Below are 18,609 nucleotides of genomic sequence, written 5' to 3'. Positions count from 1 at the left end.
AAGAGAGGTGACACCCATGACTTTCACTATCAATCCGCGTCGTCTCGCCAAGGCCATCACCCTGGCTGCCGGCATGAGCGTCCTGTCCCTGCCCGCCTTCGCCGGGGGCGACGCCGCGCTGTACGGCCCCACCGCGCCCAAGGGCTCGACCTTCGTGCGCATCTACAACGCCAGCAACAGCGAAGTCAGCGCCACCATCGGCAGCACCAACGTCAACGACGTCGCGCCCCTGGCCAGCAGCGACTTCAGCTTCATGCCCGGCGGCGACTACACCGCCAAGCTGGGCAGCCAGAGCGTGCCGGTCAAACTGGCCGCCGACCACTATTACACCCTGGTCAACAACGCCAGCGGCCAGCCGCAACTGATCGAGGAGCCGCCGTTCAAGAACAAGCAGAAATCCCTGGTGCGAGTGCAGAACCTCAGCGACCAGGCCCTGACGCTCAAGACCGCCGACGGCAAGACCGACGTGGTCCAGGCCGTGGCCGCCAAGGGCCGCGGCGAACGCGAAATCAACCCGGTGAAGGTCAGCTTCGCCCTGTACGACGGCCAGAAGAAAGTCAGCGACCTCAAGCCCGTGGCCCTGGAGCGCGGCGAAGCGGCGGTGCTCTACGTCACCGGCAACGGCAGCAACCTGTCGCCGGTGTGGGTGAAACGCCCGGTCTCCACTCGCTAACCAGAACCTCGGCAACGCCTACAACGAGACAAAAACAAGAGAGTGAAACGACAGAACGCAGTAGCTCTGACCCATACGATATTTGAAGGAGTAACAACATGATTCCGGTGATCTTGTCAGGTGGTAGCGGCTCACGTCTTTGGCCGCTTTCGCGCAAGCAATTCCCCAAGCAATTCCTCGCCCTGACCGGCGAACACACGCTGTTCCAGCAGACTCTGGAGCGCCTGGTGTTCGAAGGCATGGACACCCCCATCGTGGTCTGCAACAAGGACCACCGCTTCATCGTCAACGAACAATTGAGCAACCGCAGCCTCGAATCCCAGCGCATCCTGATGGAGCCCTTCGGCCGCAATACCGCGCCGGCCGTGGCCCTGACCGCGATGATGCTGGTCAACGAAGGTCGCGACGAGCTGATGCTGGTGCTGCCGGCCGACCACGTGATGGACGACCAGAAGGCCCTGCAGCGGGCCCTGGCCCTGGCCACCGTGGCCGCCGAGCGCGGCGAGATGGTGCTGTTCGGCGTACCGGCGACCAAGCCGGAAACCGGCTACGGCTACATCAAGTCGACCCACGATGCGCTGCTGCCGGAGGGCGTCAGCCGGGTCTCGCACTTTGTCGAGAAGCCCGATGAAAAACGCGCCACCGAGTTCGTCCAGGCCGGAGGCTACTTCTGGAACAGCGGCATGTTCCTGTTCCGCGCCAGCCGCTTCCTCGAAGAGCTGAAAAAACATGATCCGGACATCTACGACACCTGCCTGCTGACCCTGGAGCGCAGCCAGCAGGACCCGGACAACGTGATGATCGACGAAGCCACCTTCGCCTGCTGCCCGGACAACTCCATCGACTACGCAGTGATGGAAAAGACCCAGCGCGCCTGCGTGGTGCCGCTCAGTGCCGGCTGGAGCGACGTGGGCTGCTGGTCGTCGCTGTGGGACGTGCATGAAAAGGACGCCGACGGCAACGTCAGCAAGGGCGATGTGGTGATCCAGGACAGCAAGAACTGCATGATCCACGGCAACGGCAAGCTGGTGTCGGTGATCGGCCTGGAGAACATCGTCGTGGTCGAGACCAAGGACGCCATGATGATCGCCCACAAGGACAAGGTCCAAGGCGTGAAGCAGATGGTCAACACTCTCAACGAACAAGGCCGCAGCGAAACCCAGAACCATTGCGAGGTCTACCGTCCGTGGGGCTCCTACGACTCGGTGGACATGGGCGGGCGCTTCCAGGTCAAGCACATCTCGGTCAAGCCGGGTGCGTGCCTGTCCCTGCAGATGCACCACCACCGCGCCGAACACTGGATCGTGGTCAGCGGCACCGCCGAAGTCACCTGTGACGAGAACGTGTTCCTGCTCACCGAGAACCAGTCCACCTACATCCCCATCGCCTCGGTGCACCGCCTGCGCAACCCCGGCAAGATCCCCCTGGAGATCATCGAAGTGCAATCGGGCAGCTACCTGGGCGAAGACGACATCGAACGTTTCGAAGACATCTACGGCCGCTCGACCCCGCTGGAACGCGGCGTCTCGGTGAAGACCATCGCCCAATAAGGGCAGCGGCAAGTTTCAAGCGACAAGCGGCAAGAGACGCAGCCGTGAGCTTCAAGCGGCAAGCTGCAAGTAAAAGCAGGGAGTCGTGCTAGCAAGACCTTTGTGCTCCCCCTTTCCAGGCGCCTGCGTCCCCTATCCGCAGGCGGTTGGACAGGGGGATTTTTTTGCCTCTGTAGCCGCTGTCGAGCCTGGGCGAGGCTGCGACAAGGGCCGAAGGACCTTCAGCGGATTCAAGATCCAAGCGGCCGCTGCGCGCCCGTGCGCAGCCTGCGGCAGCGGCTACACGATCACGCCTGGAGCGCTTCTATTCCCAAACCGATATCGTCGATCACTGCCTTGCCCATCTCCGCCAGGAAATGCGCGGCCCAGGCGTAGCGCTCGCCCTGCTCCTCCATGACCGCATCCAGCGCGAGTTTCTTGGCGTAGTACAACAGCGTGGAAGCGTGCTCCAGGGCCTGGTGCAGAGGCACGTCGGCATTGACGCGAAACAGGGTCTGATCGGCATCACCACAGCTACCGAAGGTGACGAAGCCAAGGGTCTTGATAGCGCACATGATTGAACTCCCGTATCCAAGTGAGAGCTACCACGTTCGTTACCAAGCGAATGGGTGGCAGCTGCGCGCAGGTTGGTAAACCGGAGATACAGGAACCCGGCAGGGACGAGCCCTCCCACGCACAGCTGCCATTACACGGATGTGCAGACACAAAAAAAGCGCCTGCAATAGTGAAATGTGGCGCTGTTGCGCCTGTATCGAAATGGGTTACCAAGCCCAGTCGCTGAATTGGCAGCGACCATCGAAGGCTAGTCCCGGACTCGATACAGAACAACAACCAAGGCGTCGCAGTTTATGTCCATGCCATTGACCTGGGAAGCACATCACCTCGTGTAGCCGCTGCCGAGCCCGCGAGGCTGCGACAAGGGCCGAAGGACCTTCAGCGGATTCAAGACCCAGCGGCCGCTGCGCGCCCGTGCGCAGCCTGCGGCAGCGGCTACACGAAGCGGGTTGCACCCCACCCCGCGATGCGCCGCCCGGTAGGGCGCGCCGTACGCTGGTGATCTTGATTCACCTGCCCCCTGGGGAGGCCGAGTGCAGGTGCTTATCAGGGGAATGGCGCGCAGCGCCCCTCGACGCAGTCGAGGACATCGCTGGAAGCGATGCCCCCTGAGAAGTACCGGAACGAGGGAACCCGAGCGCAGCGAGCGGCCGGACGTGGGGGCAAGCGTTTTTGGTTACTTTTTTGGCGTTTGAAAAAAGTGACCCGCCGTAAGGGCGGAACCATAAGCAAGCCCCCCCACCAACAACGGATATGTACACAAAACCCAAAGAGCCCGGGCCGGCTATCAGGCCGCCCCGCCCCACAACCCCCACCATCGCCAACCCCACCTACGCTTAGGTAGGATGCCCGCATATTCCCCAGAGGTTCGCGTCATGTTCATCGGCGTTCTGCTGATCATCACCTGGCTGGTCCTGCTCCTGCGCTACCCCGCCAAAGCCCTGCCCGTGTCCCTGGCCGCCGCCTGCGGCCTGGCCCTGGTGGCCGGCTGGGTGGTCTGGCTGGACAACCGCGAAGCCCAGCAGCTGGCGCGCCTGGAACTGCGCCTGGCCTACGCCCCCGAACACTGCCCCGCCGACCGCCCGCTACAGGTCAAGCTCAACAACGGCAACAAAGTCCCCCTGACCGAACTGCGCTGGCGCGTCGCCGCCTACGCCCCGGGCGACACGGTCAACCTTGCCGACAACCAATACAGCGCCCCACGCTATCGCGGGCCCGGCGAATTGCAGGCCGGCGCCAACTGGCAGGACTGCCTGCCCCTGCCACCGCTACGCCCGGGCTATCGCCCGCAAACCCTGGAGTTTCGCGCCGAGCGTTTACAGGGTAGTTTCTCTCGCTGATCCCCTTCCCATCGCCCAGCACAAGGACCGCGCCATGCCCGTAGCGTTGATCACCGGTTGTTCCAGCGGCATCGGCCGCGCCCTGGCAGATGCCTTCAAACAGGCCGGCTACACCGTCCTGCCCAGCGCCCGCAAGGCCGAGGACGTCGCCGCCCTGCAAGCCGCCGGCTTCCACGCGGTGCAGCTGGACGTGAATGACGGCGCGGCCCTGGCCGCCCTGGCCGAGGACATCAACCAACAGCACGGCGGCCTCGATGTGCTGATCAACAACGCCGGCTACGGCGCCATGGGCCCGCTGCTCGATGGCGGCGTGGAGGCCATGCAGCGCCAGTTCGAAACCAACGTGTTCGCAGTGGTCGGGGTGACCCGGGCGCTGTTCCCGGTACTGCGTCGCAGCCGTGGCCTGGTGGTGAATATCGGCAGTGTGTCCGGGGTGCTGGTCACGCCATTTGCCGGCGCCTATTGCGCCTCGAAAGCCGCGGTGCACGCCTTGAGCGATGCCCTGCGCATGGAGCTGGCGCCGTTCGGCATCAAGGTCATGGAAGTGCAGCCCGGGGCCATCGCCTCCAGCTTTGCCAAGAACGCCGGGCATGAAGCCGAACAACTGCTCAACGAACAATCGCCCTGGTGGCCGCTGCGCGAGGGCATCCGCTCCCGGGCCAAGGCCTCCCAGGACAAGCCGACCCCGGCCAGCGATTTCGCCGCCGGCCTGCTCAAGGCCGTGCAACAACCCAACCCGCCGCGCCTGGTCCGCCTGGGCAACGGCAGCCGCGCCCTGCCGCTACTGGCCAACCTTTTGCCCAAGGGCTTGCTGGAGAAGGGGCTGATGAAGCGCTTCGGCCTGGCCGCCAAGCTCTGACGCTGCCGAGTCTTAACAACTCACCCGGCGCTTGTGCGTACCAGCCACGCGCCAGGACACGCCATGCCCTTGATCGATCCCCCAGAGACTAGCCATTGAACTGTCGTAGTGCCCTGCCGCTGGCCCTGTTCACCTTGCTGACCGGCTGCGAACTCTCCTCGCCAGACGAAAAACTGGACCAGAACCTGCCCGATCTCGGCCTTGAGCAGATCCTGCCCAAGGCCGAGGCCAATGCGTATTGCACGGCGGACATGGACAGCGAATTGCTGTTCGGCCTCGGCCGCCTGCTGATCGATGAAGACCAGGAAAACCATGGCGTGCTGCGCACCCAGTTCGCCAGCGAAGAAGTGCAAATGGCCAGGAGCTGCCTGGCCATGGCCGCCCCCCGCTACACCCGCAGCCTTTGCAGCTTGGCCATGGTCACCGCCGAGCGTCCCAGCGTCTATGCCAAAAGCGAGGCGTTCAACTACATCGCCTATGCCGCCAAGAGAAACGAAGGCTGCGCGCAATGGGCGCTGTACGACATCTACAACATCGGCAAATTGAAGCAGCCACCCGACAAGGCCCTGGCCATGGCCTGGCTCGAACGCTCGGCGCGGCACGGCGCACTCGAGGCGCAGGAGGAAATGCTCAGCCAGAGCAAGAAGCAGAACAAGCTGGCGTTGGCCTATGCCTGGGCCAGGGTGCTGGGCGATGCCGAGAACATCGAGCCGCTGAAGCAGGCCATGAGCCCGGCACAAATCGCCGAAGGCGAGCAGCACTACCAGCAGCTACTCGCTCAGTTGCCACCGCAGGAGCTGCGCAAAAAGGCCGATCGCAAGGAGCTGATCGCCCTGCACATGGCCGACGTCTACATGAACCACCCCCAGGCATTCGAGGGCCTGTCGCCCTTGCAGCGTCGGCAGTTCATGGCCAACGTGGTGGATGCCCTCGAGCCCAATCCGGACTTCCAGAAGCGCCGCCAGCTCTACGCCTACGTACTGATTGCCCGGCAAGCCAACCTCACGGGCCCCGCCGTGAACCTGTGGCAAGACCCGGCGCTGCACGCCCTGCTGGTCAACGAAAAACTCGGCCTGGAGGACACCGTGGCCCGGGGCCTGGCCATCCTGGCCAAGCGCAACCCCGACAACGCCGCGGCCGCAGGCCATTCAGAGGCCAAATAACATGCCCAGCGCCACCAGGGTCCCAATGCTCAGCAACGAGGCAAAGTACAGCTGGGTCCAGGTATCGGGGATGACCTCGGCGGGGTTGGCGGGGTTATAGAACACCCCCACCGTATCGCCCACCTGGGAGTCGGAAAATTCACTGCCGAACGTGTGGGTCAGCACACTGCCATCGGCGACCACATAGGACACCGTTCGGGTCGAGTGATAGCTGTGACCGCTCTGCACCCCGACCATCCGTGACCGGCTGACGCCGACTACCTGGGCAGGGGCATAGACACCGGTCACCCTGAGGGCAAAATAATCCCAGCCCGAATCATAGGCACCCGCCCCACAGGCCAGCATCACTAGGAAGATCAACACCTTGCCGACATAACGCACCCGCGCACTCCTTGCTCGTTCGATCTGCCGGCCCTCTTTCCACTCAAGAACCGGCACCAAAGGGTGGCGAATATATAGATCCGCCTCATGGCGAGGCAAATGCCCCGTGCCCTTCAGGCCGCACGCAAACTCCGAGTGCGACGGTCCAGGTTGTAGCCCGGCGCAATCTTAGTAGAATGCGCGCACTCAAGGCCCCAGGCCTCGATCAAGCCGCATGGAATCGCTGGCGTCTCAAGCACGGAACTGCTGAAGCTGCTCCTCCCACCCTTTCCTGCCCGTCCATGCGCTACTTCGCCCAAAGCACACCAGGAATCCGTCATTGAAGCCCCAACACTTGCTGCCACTGGCCCTGGCCACCTTGCTCATCGGCTGTGGCGAACCGTCGCCGGACGAAGCGCTGAACGCGACCCTGCCCAAGGTCGGCCTCGACCAGTTGCTGCCCCAAGCCACGCCCAACCAGTACTGCACCACCCAGCTGGACAGCGAGCTGCTGTTCGGCCTCGGCTACCAGCTGTACGACCACGACCAACCCGAGCTGGCGCGCAGTTGCCTGATCATGGCCGCGCCCAGCTACGACCGGGCGCTGTGCTACCTGGCGAAGATCGCGGAGCAAGACAGCACCAAGGACAGTGCCGAGCGTGATCGCGAGGCCTTTGGCTACATGGCCTACTCGGCACGCAAGAACGACTCCTGCGCCGAATTCGGCATGTTCCAGAACTTCACCTTCGGGATGCGCGGGCAAACCCCGGACACCGCCTTGGGCCTGCGCTGGCTGGAGCGCTCGGCGCGCCATGGCGACACCGACGCCCAGCAGACCCTGGTGCGCCTGCATACCAACAAGGGCAACCTGGCCCTGGCCTACAGCTGGGCCAGGGCCCTGGACGACCAGCAGAAGATCCAGGGCCTGAAGCAGAAGATGAGCGCGCAGCAACTGGGCGAAGGGGAGCAGGAGTACCAGCGGCTAAGCCCACAGCTGACCAGCCAGGACAGCGTGCGCCAGCAAAACCGCGAACAGAACATCGCGCTGTATACAGCGGGCGTCTATCAACTGCGCCCCACGGCCTTCGAGGGCATGCCGGCAGCCGAACGCCATGCCTTCATGGACCGGGCCCTGAGCCGGGTCAGCGCGCTCCCTGCGTTCACCAACCGGCTGCAGCTCTATACCTACGCGATCATCGCCCGCCAGGCGCAGCTGCGGGACCCGCAACTGGACATCCTGCAAACCCCCCAGGTCCTGGCCCTGTTGCAGAACCCCGACCTGGACCTGGAACCGACCGTGACCCAGGCCCTGGCGATCCTTGCGCCAAGCGGCTCATAGGCTGCACGGCGCCATTGTCTTTTCTCCATCACCGACCAGGGAACATCCTTTGAAATTGCTCAAGGCATTGCCACTGATCTTGCTCGCCGTACTGGCCGCATGTTCTCCCGAAACCCCGCAACCTGCCGCGCCCAAGGTCCCGGACCTGAATGACAGCCTGCCCAAGCTGAGCTTGCAGACCCTGCTGCCGCAGGTACCCGACACCCAGGACTGCAACCGCCAGATGGACAGCGATGTGCTCTACGGCATCGGCATGGCGCACTTCAACGACAACGACTATCCGGCGGCCAAGAGCTGCCTGGTACTGGCCGCCCCCGAGCAGCACCGGGCGTTCTGCTATTTGTCGATGATCGCCGAACAGGAAAGCGACGCCAGCGATGCCACGCCCAACCGCCAGTCGTTCGACTACCTGGCCTACGCCGCCAGCCAGAACGATTGGTGCGCCGAATACGGGCTGTACCAGGTGTACCGTTTCGGCCGCAAGGGCATGACCGCGGACCGGGCCCTGGCCCAGCGCTGGCTGGAACGCTCGGCCCAGCACGGCTACCCGGTATCGCAACAGGCCCTGGTCCAGATCCACGAAGAACAAGGTGACCTGGCAAGCGCCTATGCCTGGTCGAAGATCATCGACGACCGCAATGCCAGCGGTGAGCGCGAAGCACTCAAGGCACGCCTGAGCCCCGAGCAACTGCTGGCCGCCGAGCAGCACTACAACCAGTTGTTGGGCCAGGTCACCAGCAAGGATGCGATGTACGCCCAAGCCCGGGAAGAAGATATCGGCCGCTACTCGGCCACCATCCAGCAGGCCTACCCGGACACTTTCCGTGGCATGGCCAGCCAGGAACGTCGGGATTTCGTCCGCCAGGCCATGCTCAAGGGCATCGACCTGCCGTACATCCACAACCGCCGCCAGATCACCAGCTACATGGTCATCAGCCGCCGGGCGCAGCTCAAGCAAGCCAACGCCGACGTGCTGCAGAACAAGCAGATCGTCGCCCTCCTGGGCAACGACGACCTGACAGTGGCGCAGATCCTGGACAAGGCCCAGATCATCCTCGACAAGCACTACAAGTAGCGCACTCCCGCGCCAGCCGCTGTTTCGCCGGCGGCTGGCGGCTCAGTCCTGCGGGTCTTGGCGGACCACCACGGTGCAGGTGATGCCCGCCGCCAGCAGCACGCCCTCGGGCACCTCGTCGATATGGATGCGTACCGGCACCCGCTGGGCCAGGCGCACCCAGTTGAAGGTCGGGTTGACGTCGGCGATCAGCTCGCGGCTCTCGGGGTTGTCACGGTCGTAGATCCCCCGGGAAATGCTTTCCACATGGCCCTTGAGCACCTGGCCGCTCATCAACTGCATGTCGGCTTTATCGCCCACGCGCACGTGGGGCAGCTTGGTTTCCTCGAAGAAGCCGTAGACCCAGAACGAATTCATGTCCACCACTGCCATCTTCGGTTCACCGATGCGCGCGTAGTCGCCACGGTGCACGTTGAGGTTGGTGACATAGCCGTCCACCGCCGCCCGTACCTGAGTGCGGGCCAGGTTGAGTTCGGCGGCTTCCAGCTGGGCCTGGGCGTGTTGGTAGTCGGCCAGGGCCGAGTCGGCGATGTTGCCGGCGTCGTCGCGGTTTTCCTTGGAGATCACCAGGCTGTCCAGGTCGGCGCGGCGCCGGGCGTTGACCTTGCGCATCTCCCAGGTGGCCTTTTTCGAAGCCACCAGCGATTGCGCCTGCTTGACCGCGATCTGGTAGTGCTCGGGGTCGATCTGCATCAGCAAGTCGCCCTTGTGCACCAGCTGGTTGTCCTTGACCGGTACGTCCACCACCTCGCCGGTGACGTCGGCGGCGACATTGATGACGTCGGCGCGCACTCGCCCATCGCGGGTCCAGGGGGTGTACATGTAGTGCTCCCACAGGGTACGGCCGATCCACAGGGCCAGGGCCAGCACGAGCAGGGTGGCGAGCAGGCTGAAGAACTTTTTCATTGCGGGGGTCTCAACGGTAGACAGTGAGCGCCATGGCGCCGAACAGACAGCAGAACAGGCTCAGGCGCAGCAGCGCCGGGTGCCAGAAGAAGCGATACAGGTCATAACCGGAGATGAACCGGTCCAGGGCCCAGGCCAGGGCCGCGGCGATGAAGAACATCAGGGTCATGGTCGGCATGTAAACGCCATGGAAGGCGATTTCACGAGGCATGTGCAGGTCCTTGGGGTGCAGGCACCGCCGGCTTGGCCACGGCATAGGCCGCCAGCGGCGATTGCGGGTCGAGCAACGAAGTACGGATGAAATGCAGGTAGCTCTTCACCCGGCGCAGGGCCGAGGTGTCGAAGTGCGGGGCGAAGGGTTCGTCGGTGGCCTGGACCCGGCTGATGGCATGGTCCACGGCGATCAGCCCGCGCTCCAGGTTGCTCTGGCTAGGCTGCAGGAACAGCCGCACCAGGGAACGGCCCATGACCCGGATCGCCTGGCGCCAGGGCTGGGATTCGGCATAGGCCGGGTGCACCGGGAGGATCGCCTGCTCCTTGCGCAGCTCGATGATGGCGTGGCCGACCTCCAGCACCACGAACATCCAGCGCAGCAGCTCGCTCTGCACCTTGGGCTGGCCCACCGCCAGGCCATAGGCCTGGTGCAGCAGGTCGCGAGTGCGGCTCTCGAAGCTCGATGCCAGGCCCTTGAGCTTGCCGCTGATGGCATACACCACCTGGCCGCGCAGGTCTTGCTCCAGGCGGCGCCACAACCAGCGGCTGTTGGGCGGCAGGATGATCGCCCCGGCCGCGGCGCAGACCAGCATGCCCATGACCATGGCGATGTAGTCGTTGATGAAGGTGTAGGGGTTGTAGATCGTCAGGTTGTCCGGCACCGAGCCGGTGCTGAAGAAGATCAGCAAGCCCAGGCCCACCCCGGCGTACTTGGGCCGCGAGGCCAGGAACGAGCCCAGCACGATCACTGGCGCCAAGGTCAGGCACAGCAGCGGGAAGCCGTCGAGCCAGGGGAACACGAAGAACATCTCGACGAACCCCACCAGGGCGCCGATGAAGGTGCCGCAGGCCATCTGGAACGCCATGCGCTTGGGGTTGGGGGTGGCGGCCGACAGGCCGATGGTGGCGGCTGCGATCAGGGTCATGGTGGCGCCACTGGGCCAGGCGGTGGCGACCCAGTAGCTGCCCAGCACCACCAGGACGAAGGCGGCGCGAATCCCCGAGGCGGCCGAGGCCAGCCAGTTGGTCTGCGGGGTGTAAGGTTCGTCCCAGCGCTCGCGCTCATGGCTGTGCTCGGCCAGGGAGGCGTGGGTCTGGGCGTAGCTGTGCAGTTCGTCGACGAAGCGGTACAGCAGCTCGTAGGCGGTATGGAAATCCAGCTGCTCGGCATCGCTGGGGGCGGTTTCCTGGAACGCCGCGCGCAGGCTGCGCACCCGTGCCGGCAGCTCGCCTTTATAAACCGCCAGCGCCGTGGCCAGGCGGGCCGCGTCGGGGCTGGTCAGGGCCCGGCCGGAGAACCCGTCCAGCAGCTCAGCCAGGTCGTAGAGCCCGGGCTTGATCGCCGCCACGACGTGATCGGCACCGCTGCTGCGCAGGCGCTCGAGCAACTGGTGCAGGGCGTTGAAGCGCGTGGTGATGCCCATGAACTCGCTGTTCAAGCGGCTCAGGCGACCGTTGCGCCGACGCATGTGCGGGTCTTCGAACACGGTGACGCTGCGCAGCCCTTCCAGGCCCACCGCCTCGGCGATGAAGCGCACGTTGCTGCTTTCAAAAATGTCGCGCTGGCTGCGCCCGCGCAGGCCATCGGTGACGAACATCGCAAACACCCCGAAGCGCTGGTACAGGGCGTTGCGCATGGCGGCACTGGCGGTCTGCGGCAGGATCGCGGCGCTGACCAGGGTCGAGCAGAGAATCCCCAGGGAGATCTCCAGCACCCGCCAGACCGCCGCCATGAAGGCGCCTTCCGGGTGGGCCAGGGCCGGCAGGCCGACCATGGCCGCGGTGTAGCCGGCGAGGACGAAACCATAGGCGCGGAAGTTGCGATAGCGCGCAGCGCCAGCCGAGCAGATGCCGACCCAGATCGCCAGCGAGCCCAGGAACAGCTCGGTGTTCTGGGCGAACAAGGCGATCAGCGCCACCATCACCGCCGAGCCGGCCAGGGTGCCGAGGAAGCGATAGAAGCTCTTGGCGAACACTTGGCCGCTCTGCGGCTGCATGACGATGAACACGGTGATCATCGCCGTGCGCGGCTGCGGCAACTCCAGGCGCATGGCCAGCCACAGGGTGAGGAACGCCGCCGCCAGCACCTTGAAGATATAGACCCAGGTCACGCCATCGCTGCGTGCCCAGTCGAAGAAACCCCGGCGCCACTCAAGGGAATACAGCCAGCGCAAGGGTGCGGGCAAGGAAGTCATCGAAACCTGCTTCAGTGATCAAAGACGGCCAGGGCCGCCGGGGTCTTGGGCGCTTGGATCTGCTTGTCGGAGGGCGCGTCGCGACCGGCTTGCAGGCCACCGCCCAGGGCGGTCACCAGGTCGGCCTGGGCGCTCAGGCGCGCGGCCTGGACTTGCTGCTGCACTTGTTGCTGATGGAACAGCAGGGTCTGGGCATTGAGCACATTGAGGTAGTCGGTCAGGCCGCGCTGGAACGCCACGGTGGCCAGGTCGTAGGTCTTCTGCGCGGCGGCCACCGACTCGGCGGCGAACGACTGCTGCTTGTCCATGGACTCGCGACGGATCAACTGGTCGGAAATGCCCTTGAGCGCATCCACCAGGGTCTGGTTGTACTTGGCCACGGCCAGGTCGTAGCCGGCCGAGGCTTCACCCAACTGCGAACGCAGGCGCCCGCCATCGAAGATCGGCAGGCTGATGGCCGGGCCGACGTTGTAGTTGAGCTTCTTGCCGGTGAGGAACTCCAGGGCCCCGCCGCCGGTGGCCATGAAGCCGATGCTGCCCACCAGGTCGACGTTGGGATAGAACCCGGCATGGGCCACATCGATGCCCCGGGCCTGGGCCGCCACCTGCCAACGGCTGGCCACCACGTCCGGGCGCTGGCCCAAGAGCTCGGCGGGCAGGGCCGAAGGCAGTTTCAGCGCCGCGCCCAGGGCCAGGCTCGGCCGTTGCAATTGCGCGCCCTCCCCCGGCCCCTTGCCGGCCAGGGCCGCCAGCTGGTTGCGGGCCAGGGCGATTTCTTCATCCAGGGCGTCGATCTGGCGATGGGTCTCCGGCAGTGGCGCCTCGGCCTGGCTCACCTCGAAATGCGTGCCGATGCCAGCGTCCAGGCGCCGTTGCGCCAGCTCGAGGATCTGTTGCTGCTGCTTGAGGGTAGCCAGGGCGATATCGCGCTGGGCGAAGTGCAGGGACAGCTGGATATAGCTGCGCACCACGTTGTTCACCAGCTCCAACTGGGCCAGGCGGGCCTCGGCCACGCTCATGTGGGCCAGGTCCACGGCGCGCTCGGTGGCGTTGCTTTCCCGGCCCCACAGGTCCAGCGCATAACTGAAACCCAGGGCGGCGTTGTTGTCCCAGGTGGTGCTGTTGGATAGCGCCCCGGGGCCGTAGAAAGGGTCGGTGGGCCAGTTGTGGCGCTTGAGGGTGGCGTCGCCCTTGACCTGCAGCGACTCGGCCGACTCGGCGATACCGGCCATGGCCTTGGCCTGGCGCACCCGGGCGGCGGCCATGGCCATGCTCGGGCTGCCTTGTATGGCCAGGTCGATCCAACGGTTGAGCTGCGGGTCGCCATAGGCCTGCCACCACTGGGCACTGGGCCAGTGGGCATCCCGCGCGGCGCTCTGGATCGCCTCGTCGGTGGCCAATGTATTAGCGGGAAGTGTCTTGCCTTGTGGGGCAATGCCTCCGGTTCCGATGCAGCCGCTGATTGCTAACGATAAAGCCCAAACACTGAGGGTCTTGAACCCTCTGCTGATGCGACGCGGCACTGCTGCGAATTCCTGAGATCGAGGGGGAAGGCAAATCTCTCGCAGGTGCCGGCAGGCCAACGGTCCAGGCCCGGATATCGGGTCGGACGGCGCTTCGTCGGCAAGGCTCCTGCGGATCGGCGCAATTCTAGGGGGCGGTCGGTTCGGCGATAAGCTGGGATTCCTGTGAATCTTTGTTACCGTAAACGCGATAATCCCTTGGTCGTATCCCCAGACGCCTGTAAAAACAGAAACTTCGTGTCACAATTTGCAATCTCCTTTGAGAGCACCCCATGGACACCTTGCAAAACATGCGTGCCTTCAGTTGTGTCGCCGAAGCAGGCAGCTTCACCGCCGCTGCCGTGCAACTGGACACCACCACGGCCAACGTCTCGCGTGCCGTCTCCAATCTCGAGGCGCACCTGCAAACCCGCTTGCTCAACCGCACCACCCGACGTATCGCCCTGACCGAGGCCGGCAAGCGCTACCTGCTGCGCTGCGAGCAGATCCTGGCCTACGTCGAGGAAGCCGAGGCCGAGGCCAGCGATGCCCATGCCCGTCCCGCCGGCCAGTTGAAAGTCCACACCATGACCGGCATCGGCCAGCACTTCGTGATCGACGCCATCGCCCGCTATCGCAAGTCGCACCCGGACGTGACCTTCGACCTGACCATGGCCAACCGCGTGCCGGACCTGCTGGACGAGGGCTACGACGTGTCCATCGTCCTGGCCAGCGAGCTGCCCGATTCGGGGTTCGTGTCCCAGCGCCTGGGGATCACCTACAGCATCGTCTGCGCCTCACCAGCCTACGTGAAGGCCCACGGCTGCCCGCAGAAGCCCAGCGACCTGCTGCACCATGCCTGCCTGCGCCTGGTGAGCCCGGTGATTCCCCTGGAGAAGTGGGCCTTCGACGGTCCGGAAGGCCAGGAGATGGTCACCATCAACAGCTCGCCGTTCCTGGTGAACTCGGCCGACGCCATGAAGGCCGCGATCATCAGCGGCATGGGCATCGGCGTGCTGCCGGTGTACGCCGCCATCGAGGCCTTGCGCAACGGCACCCTGGTGCGGGTCATGCCCAAGTACCGCTCCCAGGAGCTGAACCTCTACGCCATCTACCCCTCGCGCCAGTACCTGGACGCCAAGATCAAGACCTGGGTCGAGTACCTGCGCGGTTCGTTGCCGGAGATCCTCGCCGCGAACCAGACCGAGCTGGCGTCCTATGAGCTGAGCGGCACCCTGGCCAGCGCCCGCTCCGGGCATTGAACAACCGGTCCCTGGCGCGGGGGCCAGGCCAGAAAAAGCCCATGGAACGGGCTGTTTGATGTTAGCGTGCCAAGCATTTTCCCCCGCCTGACGAGCCGCTTCGCGATGAAAAAGACCGTACTAGCCTTCAGCCGCATCACTGCCCAGATGACCGAACGCCTGCAACAGGACTTCGAAGTCATAGTGCCCAATCCCAAGCAGGGGGATATCGCCGCCCAATTCAACGAAGCCCTGCCCCGGGCCCACGGCCTGATCGGCGTCGGCCGCAAGCTGGGGCGCGCGCAGCTGGAGCACGCGACGCAGCTGGAAGTGGTGTCGAGCATCTCGGTGGGCTACGACAACTACGACCTGGACTACTTCAACGAACGCGGGCTGATGCTCACCAACACCCCCGATGTGCTCACCGAAAGCACCGCCGACCTGGCCTTCGCCCTGCTCATGGGCAGTGCGCGCCGGGTCGCCGAGCTGGACGCCTGGACCAAGGCCGGGCAGTGGCAGGCCAGCGTCGGCCCGGCGCTGTTCGGCTGCGATGTGCACGGCAAGACCCTGGGGATCGTCGGCATGGGCAATATCGGCGCGGCCATCGCCCGCCGTGGGCGCCTGGGCTTCGGCATGCCGATCCTCTATAGCGGCAACAGCCGCAAGGCCGCCCTGGAACAGGAGCTCGGCGCGCAGTACCGCAGCCTCGAGCAGTTGCTGGCCGAGGCCGACTTCGTCTGCCTGGTGGTGCCGCTGAGCGAGCAGACCCGGCACCTGATCGGCCAGCGCGAACTGGCGCTGATGAAGCCCAGCGCGATCCTGGTGAACATTTCCCGTGGCCCGGTGGTGGACGAGCCGGCGCTGGTCCAAGCCCTGCAGAACGGCCAGATTCGTGGTGCCGGTCTGGATGTGTACGAAAAGGAACCGCTGGCGCAGTCGCCGCTGTTCCAGCTCAAGAACGCCCTGACCCTGCCGCACGTCGGCTCGGCCACCACCGAGACCCGCGACGCCATGGCCGAGCGCGCCATGAGCAACCTGCGCAGCGCCCTGTTGGGCCAGCGCCCCCAGGACCTGGTCAACCCGCAGGTGTGGAAGGCCCAGTAACAGCCGGCAAACGATACCCCCGGCCCACTTCGCGCCCACAACCGCATAGCCAGGCACAGCCGGCGGGCGATGAACGAAAACCTGCGCCACCAGTCAGATGGCCAAGCCCGCTTGGCCAACCTGCCCTGCCAAGGCAATGCCCGCAGGCTGGCCACTGTCTCAGAGAGATCCTGCATGAAGTTGAAATATCTACTCCTGGCCCCGGCGTTCTTCCTCGCGGCCTGCGATCAGCAATCACCAGCACAGGCGACCAGCGCCACGGCCAAATCGCCGCTGATAGTGGCCCTGGAGTCCATGGGCAGCCACTTCCAGCAAGAACCCAGCAACGTGATGGTGAATCAGAAAGTCACCGGCGAGTCCCCGACCGAGGCGGTGGTCGAGATCGAGGAGTCAGGGTTGCTGGATGACTCGGTGTTCGCGCAAAAGACAATATTCAACCTGTCCATCGAGAACGAGCGCTGGACCGTGACCGACAAGACGACCCAGGTGAAATGCTACCCGGGCCGGGGCCATCAGGACTATGGGTCCGATCCTTGCCAGTAACGCTCCCACCGACGTGATCGCCCTCCGCCGGCAGCGACAGGCCGGCGTGGAGAATCAGGCCAGCTTCCCGGGAATTGCCGCCAAGGCCCTGGGTTTGCGAAACACCAGCACGTTGCCCAGCATCACCAGCACCAGGCCGGCCAGGGCCGGGGCGGTCCACTGGTAGCCTTCCACCACCGCCGAGACGTTCAGCGCCACCACCGGGAACAGCACGGTGCAATAGGCCGCCCGCTCCGGTCCCATGCGCCCCACCAGGGTCAGGTAGGCGGTGAAGCCGATCACCGAGCCGGGAATCACCAGGTACAGCAGCGAGCCGATGTAGCGCGTGCTCCATTCCACATCGAAGGCAATGCTCTGGGCCAGGCAGTACAGCGCCAGCATCGTCGCCCCGTAGGCCATGCCCCAGGCGTTGGTGGTCATGGGCTTGAGCCCGGCCTTCTGCTGCAGGCTGGAGAGCATGTTGCCGGCCGAGAAACACAGGGTGCCCAACAGGCCCAGCCCCAGGCCGAGCAGGGTTTGCGGGCTGGCGCTATGGCCCACCAGCTCCGGCCAGAACAGCAGCCCCAGCCCCAGCAGGCCCAGGCCGCCACCGAGCAGCACGTTGCGGGCGATCTTCTGGCCGAAGAACAACCGCGCATTGAGGGCGTTCCACAAGGTCGCGGTGGAGAACACCACGGCCACCAGGCCAGTGGGCACCCACTGGCTGGCATGCAGGAAGCACATGAAGTTGAGGCAGAACAGGCACAGGCCCTGGGCCAGGCAGATCAGGTGGGCGCGGCGGTTCATCGCCTGCAGCTTGCCGCTGACCAGGAGCAGGACGAACAGCACCAGCGCCGCCAGGGCGAAGCGATAGACGATGGACACCGGAATCGCCACCACGCCCAACTGCAGCTTCAGGGCGATCCAGGTGGTGCCCCAGATCAGCACGGTCAACAAGTACAACGACAGGTTCATGGCACGGCTCCTCGTATAAGGAACACAGTCTCGCGCCCGACAAGCAGCCTGCGCTTGCACAAACTTGCGGTTTTTATCGGCAACCGGCTGGCAGCTCGGACGCGACGGAGTAGGATGCGCAACATCGGCACACGAACCTCGCGATTCGACCATCATGTCCGCACTGGATAGCCTGCAAGTCTTCCAAGCCCTGAACCGCTCGCCCAACGCGCGCCTGGAGCACAGCGCCGAACTGGGGGACGGCTTGTGGGCGGCCATGTGGAGCAACCATCACGACGCCCAGGAATATGCCGCGCCGAGCCACCATACCCTGTCCTGCTACATCGCCGGCGGCACCGGTACCTTCCGCCGCGACCGGCCCGGGACCATGGGCGGCCCGGGCAAGCTGTGCATCCTGCCCGCCGAGCACCAGTCGGCCTGGGTGATCAATGGCGACATTCGCCTGGCCCACGTGTACTTCAGCCCACAGCAGTTCGCCCTGGGTTGCGTCACCTTGCTGGACCGCGAACCCCGGGAGATGCAACTGCGCGAGAGCGTGTTCCTCGACGACCCGCAGCAGACCTGGCACTTCCAGCAACTGATCCGCTTGAACTGGGACGAGCCCGGCGAACGCCTGCTGACCAGCAGCCTGGCCCACGAAATGCTCGGCCACGCCTTGCTCAACCAGGCCGGCCTGCGCCAGGGCCTGCGCCTCAAGGGCGGCCTGGCCGCCCACCAACGGCGCCTGCTGGCGGACTACATCGACAGCCAGCTCGACACGCCCCTGAGCCTGGGCCAACTGGCCGGCTTGTGCGCCCTCTCCGAGTACCACTTCGCGCGGATGTTCCGTGAAAGCTTCGGCCTGCCGCCGCACCAATATGTGCTGGCCCGGCGCCTGGAGCGGGCGCGCCTGCTGTTGCGCAGCAGCGCCCGGCCCCTGGGGGACATCGCCCTGGCCTGCGGCTTCGCCAGCGCCAGCCACTTCACCAACCGCTTCCGCCAGGCCCTGGGCGGCACCCCGGGCGAATACCGCCAGGCCTTCGCCGGCTGACCCTGGC

General features: G+C 65.1%; 18 protein-coding genes. 11 read left to right on the top strand and 7 right to left on the bottom strand.

The features are described 5' to 3' along the window. The first annotated feature begins 16 nt into the window (after positions 1-16). Together C4K40_RS05200 and C4K40_RS05195 are read left to right on the top strand one after the other, a co-directional pair. Positions 17-673, top strand: a complete 657-nt coding sequence (locus C4K40_RS05200) for an alginate O-acetyltransferase AlgF (protein ID WP_053134255.1) — start codon at positions 17-19, stop codon at positions 671-673. Between the two features lie 98 nt (positions 674-771). Beyond that, the gene (locus tag C4K40_RS05195; RefSeq protein WP_022642429.1) at positions 772-2,223 is read left to right on the top strand and encodes a mannose-1-phosphate guanylyltransferase/mannose-6-phosphate isomerase; all 1,452 of its coding nucleotides are present in this window, start codon (positions 772-774) and stop codon (positions 2,221-2,223) included. A 287-nt stretch (positions 2,224-2,510) separates the two neighbouring features. Here the strand turns inward: C4K40_RS05195 and C4K40_RS05190 are convergent, their stop codons facing one another. Next, positions 2,511-2,777 (bottom strand): DUF3077 domain-containing protein, encoded by a 267-nt coding sequence (locus C4K40_RS05190; protein ID WP_053134252.1) that lies wholly within the window; start codon positions 2,775-2,777, stop codon positions 2,511-2,513. A gap of 876 nt (positions 2,778-3,653) precedes the next feature. Between C4K40_RS05190 and C4K40_RS05185 the strand changes: the two genes are divergently transcribed. From C4K40_RS05185 to C4K40_RS05175, 3 genes are all read left to right on the top strand, one after another. Further along, positions 3,654-4,118 carry a hypothetical protein gene (locus C4K40_RS05185; RefSeq protein WP_053134249.1) on the top strand — a complete coding sequence of 155 codons (465 nt, stop codon included), beginning with the start codon at positions 3,654-3,656 and terminating at the stop codon, positions 4,116-4,118. A gap of 34 nt (positions 4,119-4,152) precedes the next feature. Continuing rightward, entirely contained in the window at positions 4,153-4,977 is an 825-nt protein-coding gene (locus C4K40_RS05180) for an SDR family oxidoreductase (protein ID WP_053134246.1), read from the top strand. A 95-nt stretch (positions 4,978-5,072) separates the two neighbouring features. After that, positions 5,073-6,140, top strand: a complete 1,068-nt coding sequence (locus C4K40_RS05175) for a sel1 repeat family protein (protein ID WP_124421266.1) — start codon at positions 5,073-5,075, stop codon at positions 6,138-6,140. Here C4K40_RS05175 and C4K40_RS05170 read toward each other — a convergent pair. Further along, positions 6,126-6,521, bottom strand: a complete 396-nt coding sequence (locus C4K40_RS05170; protein WP_022642423.1) for a DUF3592 domain-containing protein — start codon at positions 6,519-6,521, stop codon at positions 6,126-6,128. The genes C4K40_RS05175 and C4K40_RS05170 overlap by 15 nt on opposite strands. A gap of 319 nt (positions 6,522-6,840) precedes the next feature. Between C4K40_RS05170 and C4K40_RS05165 the strand changes: the two genes are divergently transcribed. Together C4K40_RS05165 and C4K40_RS05160 are read left to right on the top strand one after the other, a co-directional pair. Further along, positions 6,841-7,839, top strand: coding sequence for a hypothetical protein (locus tag C4K40_RS05165; RefSeq protein WP_172681663.1), 999 nt, complete (start codon positions 6,841-6,843; stop codon positions 7,837-7,839). A gap of 49 nt (positions 7,840-7,888) precedes the next feature. Continuing rightward, the gene (locus tag C4K40_RS05160) at positions 7,889-8,914 is read left to right on the top strand and encodes a hypothetical protein (RefSeq protein ID WP_022642421.1); all 1,026 of its coding nucleotides are present in this window, start codon (positions 7,889-7,891) and stop codon (positions 8,912-8,914) included. 42 nt (positions 8,915-8,956) lie between these two features. Here C4K40_RS05160 and C4K40_RS05155 read toward each other — a convergent pair whose 3' ends face one another. Genes C4K40_RS05155 through C4K40_RS05140 form a run of 4 tightly spaced genes read right to left on the bottom strand, consistent with a single transcriptional unit; the run spans position 8,957 to position 13,751 of the window. Continuing rightward, on the bottom strand, positions 8,957-9,820 hold the full coding sequence (locus C4K40_RS05155) for an HlyD family secretion protein (RefSeq protein ID WP_022642420.1): 864 nt from the start codon (positions 9,818-9,820) through the stop codon (positions 8,957-8,959). A gap of 10 nt (positions 9,821-9,830) precedes the next feature. After that, the gene (locus tag C4K40_RS05150) at positions 9,831-10,031 is read right to left on the bottom strand and encodes a DUF1656 domain-containing protein (protein WP_007930063.1); all 201 of its coding nucleotides are present in this window, start codon (positions 10,029-10,031) and stop codon (positions 9,831-9,833) included. Further along, positions 10,021-12,228: an FUSC family protein gene (locus C4K40_RS05145; RefSeq protein ID WP_053134240.1), complete on the bottom strand. Its 2,208-nt coding sequence runs from the start codon at positions 12,226-12,228 to the stop codon at positions 10,021-10,023. Before C4K40_RS05145 ends, C4K40_RS05150 begins: the two co-directional genes overlap by 11 nt. An 11-nt stretch (positions 12,229-12,239) precedes the next feature. Continuing rightward, positions 12,240-13,751 carry an efflux transporter outer membrane subunit gene (locus C4K40_RS05140; protein WP_053134236.1) on the bottom strand — a complete coding sequence of 504 codons (1,512 nt, stop codon included), beginning with the start codon at positions 13,749-13,751 and terminating at the stop codon, positions 12,240-12,242. Positions 13,752-14,023: 272 nt separating this feature from the next. Between C4K40_RS05140 and C4K40_RS05135 the strand changes: the two genes are divergently transcribed. From C4K40_RS05135 to C4K40_RS05125, 3 genes are all read left to right on the top strand, one after another. Next, positions 14,024-14,992 (top strand): LysR family transcriptional regulator, encoded by a 969-nt coding sequence (locus tag C4K40_RS05135; RefSeq protein WP_022642418.1) that lies wholly within the window; start codon positions 14,024-14,026, stop codon positions 14,990-14,992. Positions 14,993-15,097: 105 nt separating this feature from the next. Then, complete coding sequence (locus tag C4K40_RS05130; protein WP_053134233.1) at positions 15,098-16,075, top strand: D-glycerate dehydrogenase; 978 nt, start codon at positions 15,098-15,100, stop codon at positions 16,073-16,075. Positions 16,076-16,249: 174 nt separating this feature from the next. Then, on the top strand, positions 16,250-16,618 hold the full coding sequence (locus tag C4K40_RS05125) for a hypothetical protein (RefSeq protein ID WP_124345789.1): 369 nt from the start codon (positions 16,250-16,252) through the stop codon (positions 16,616-16,618). 54 nt (positions 16,619-16,672) lie between these two features. On the opposite strand, the gene C4K40_RS05120 is transcribed toward C4K40_RS05125, so the two are convergent. Further along, on the bottom strand, positions 16,673-17,572 hold the full coding sequence (locus C4K40_RS05120) for a DMT family transporter (protein ID WP_053134231.1): 900 nt from the start codon (positions 17,570-17,572) through the stop codon (positions 16,673-16,675). Between the two features lie 154 nt (positions 17,573-17,726). On the opposite strand from C4K40_RS05120, the gene C4K40_RS05115 reads away from it, so the two are divergent. Continuing rightward, positions 17,727-18,602: a helix-turn-helix domain-containing protein gene (locus tag C4K40_RS05115; protein ID WP_053134228.1), complete on the top strand. Its 876-nt coding sequence runs from the start codon at positions 17,727-17,729 to the stop codon at positions 18,600-18,602. The last annotated feature ends 7 nt before the right edge of the window (positions 18,603-18,609 follow it).

It is taken from the genome of Pseudomonas sp. CMR5c, from assembly GCF_003850545.1.
Lineage (GTDB): Bacteria > Pseudomonadota > Gammaproteobacteria > Pseudomonadales > Pseudomonadaceae > Aquipseudomonas > Aquipseudomonas piscis.
This window is presented reverse-complemented; position numbering and strand designations above follow the sequence as displayed.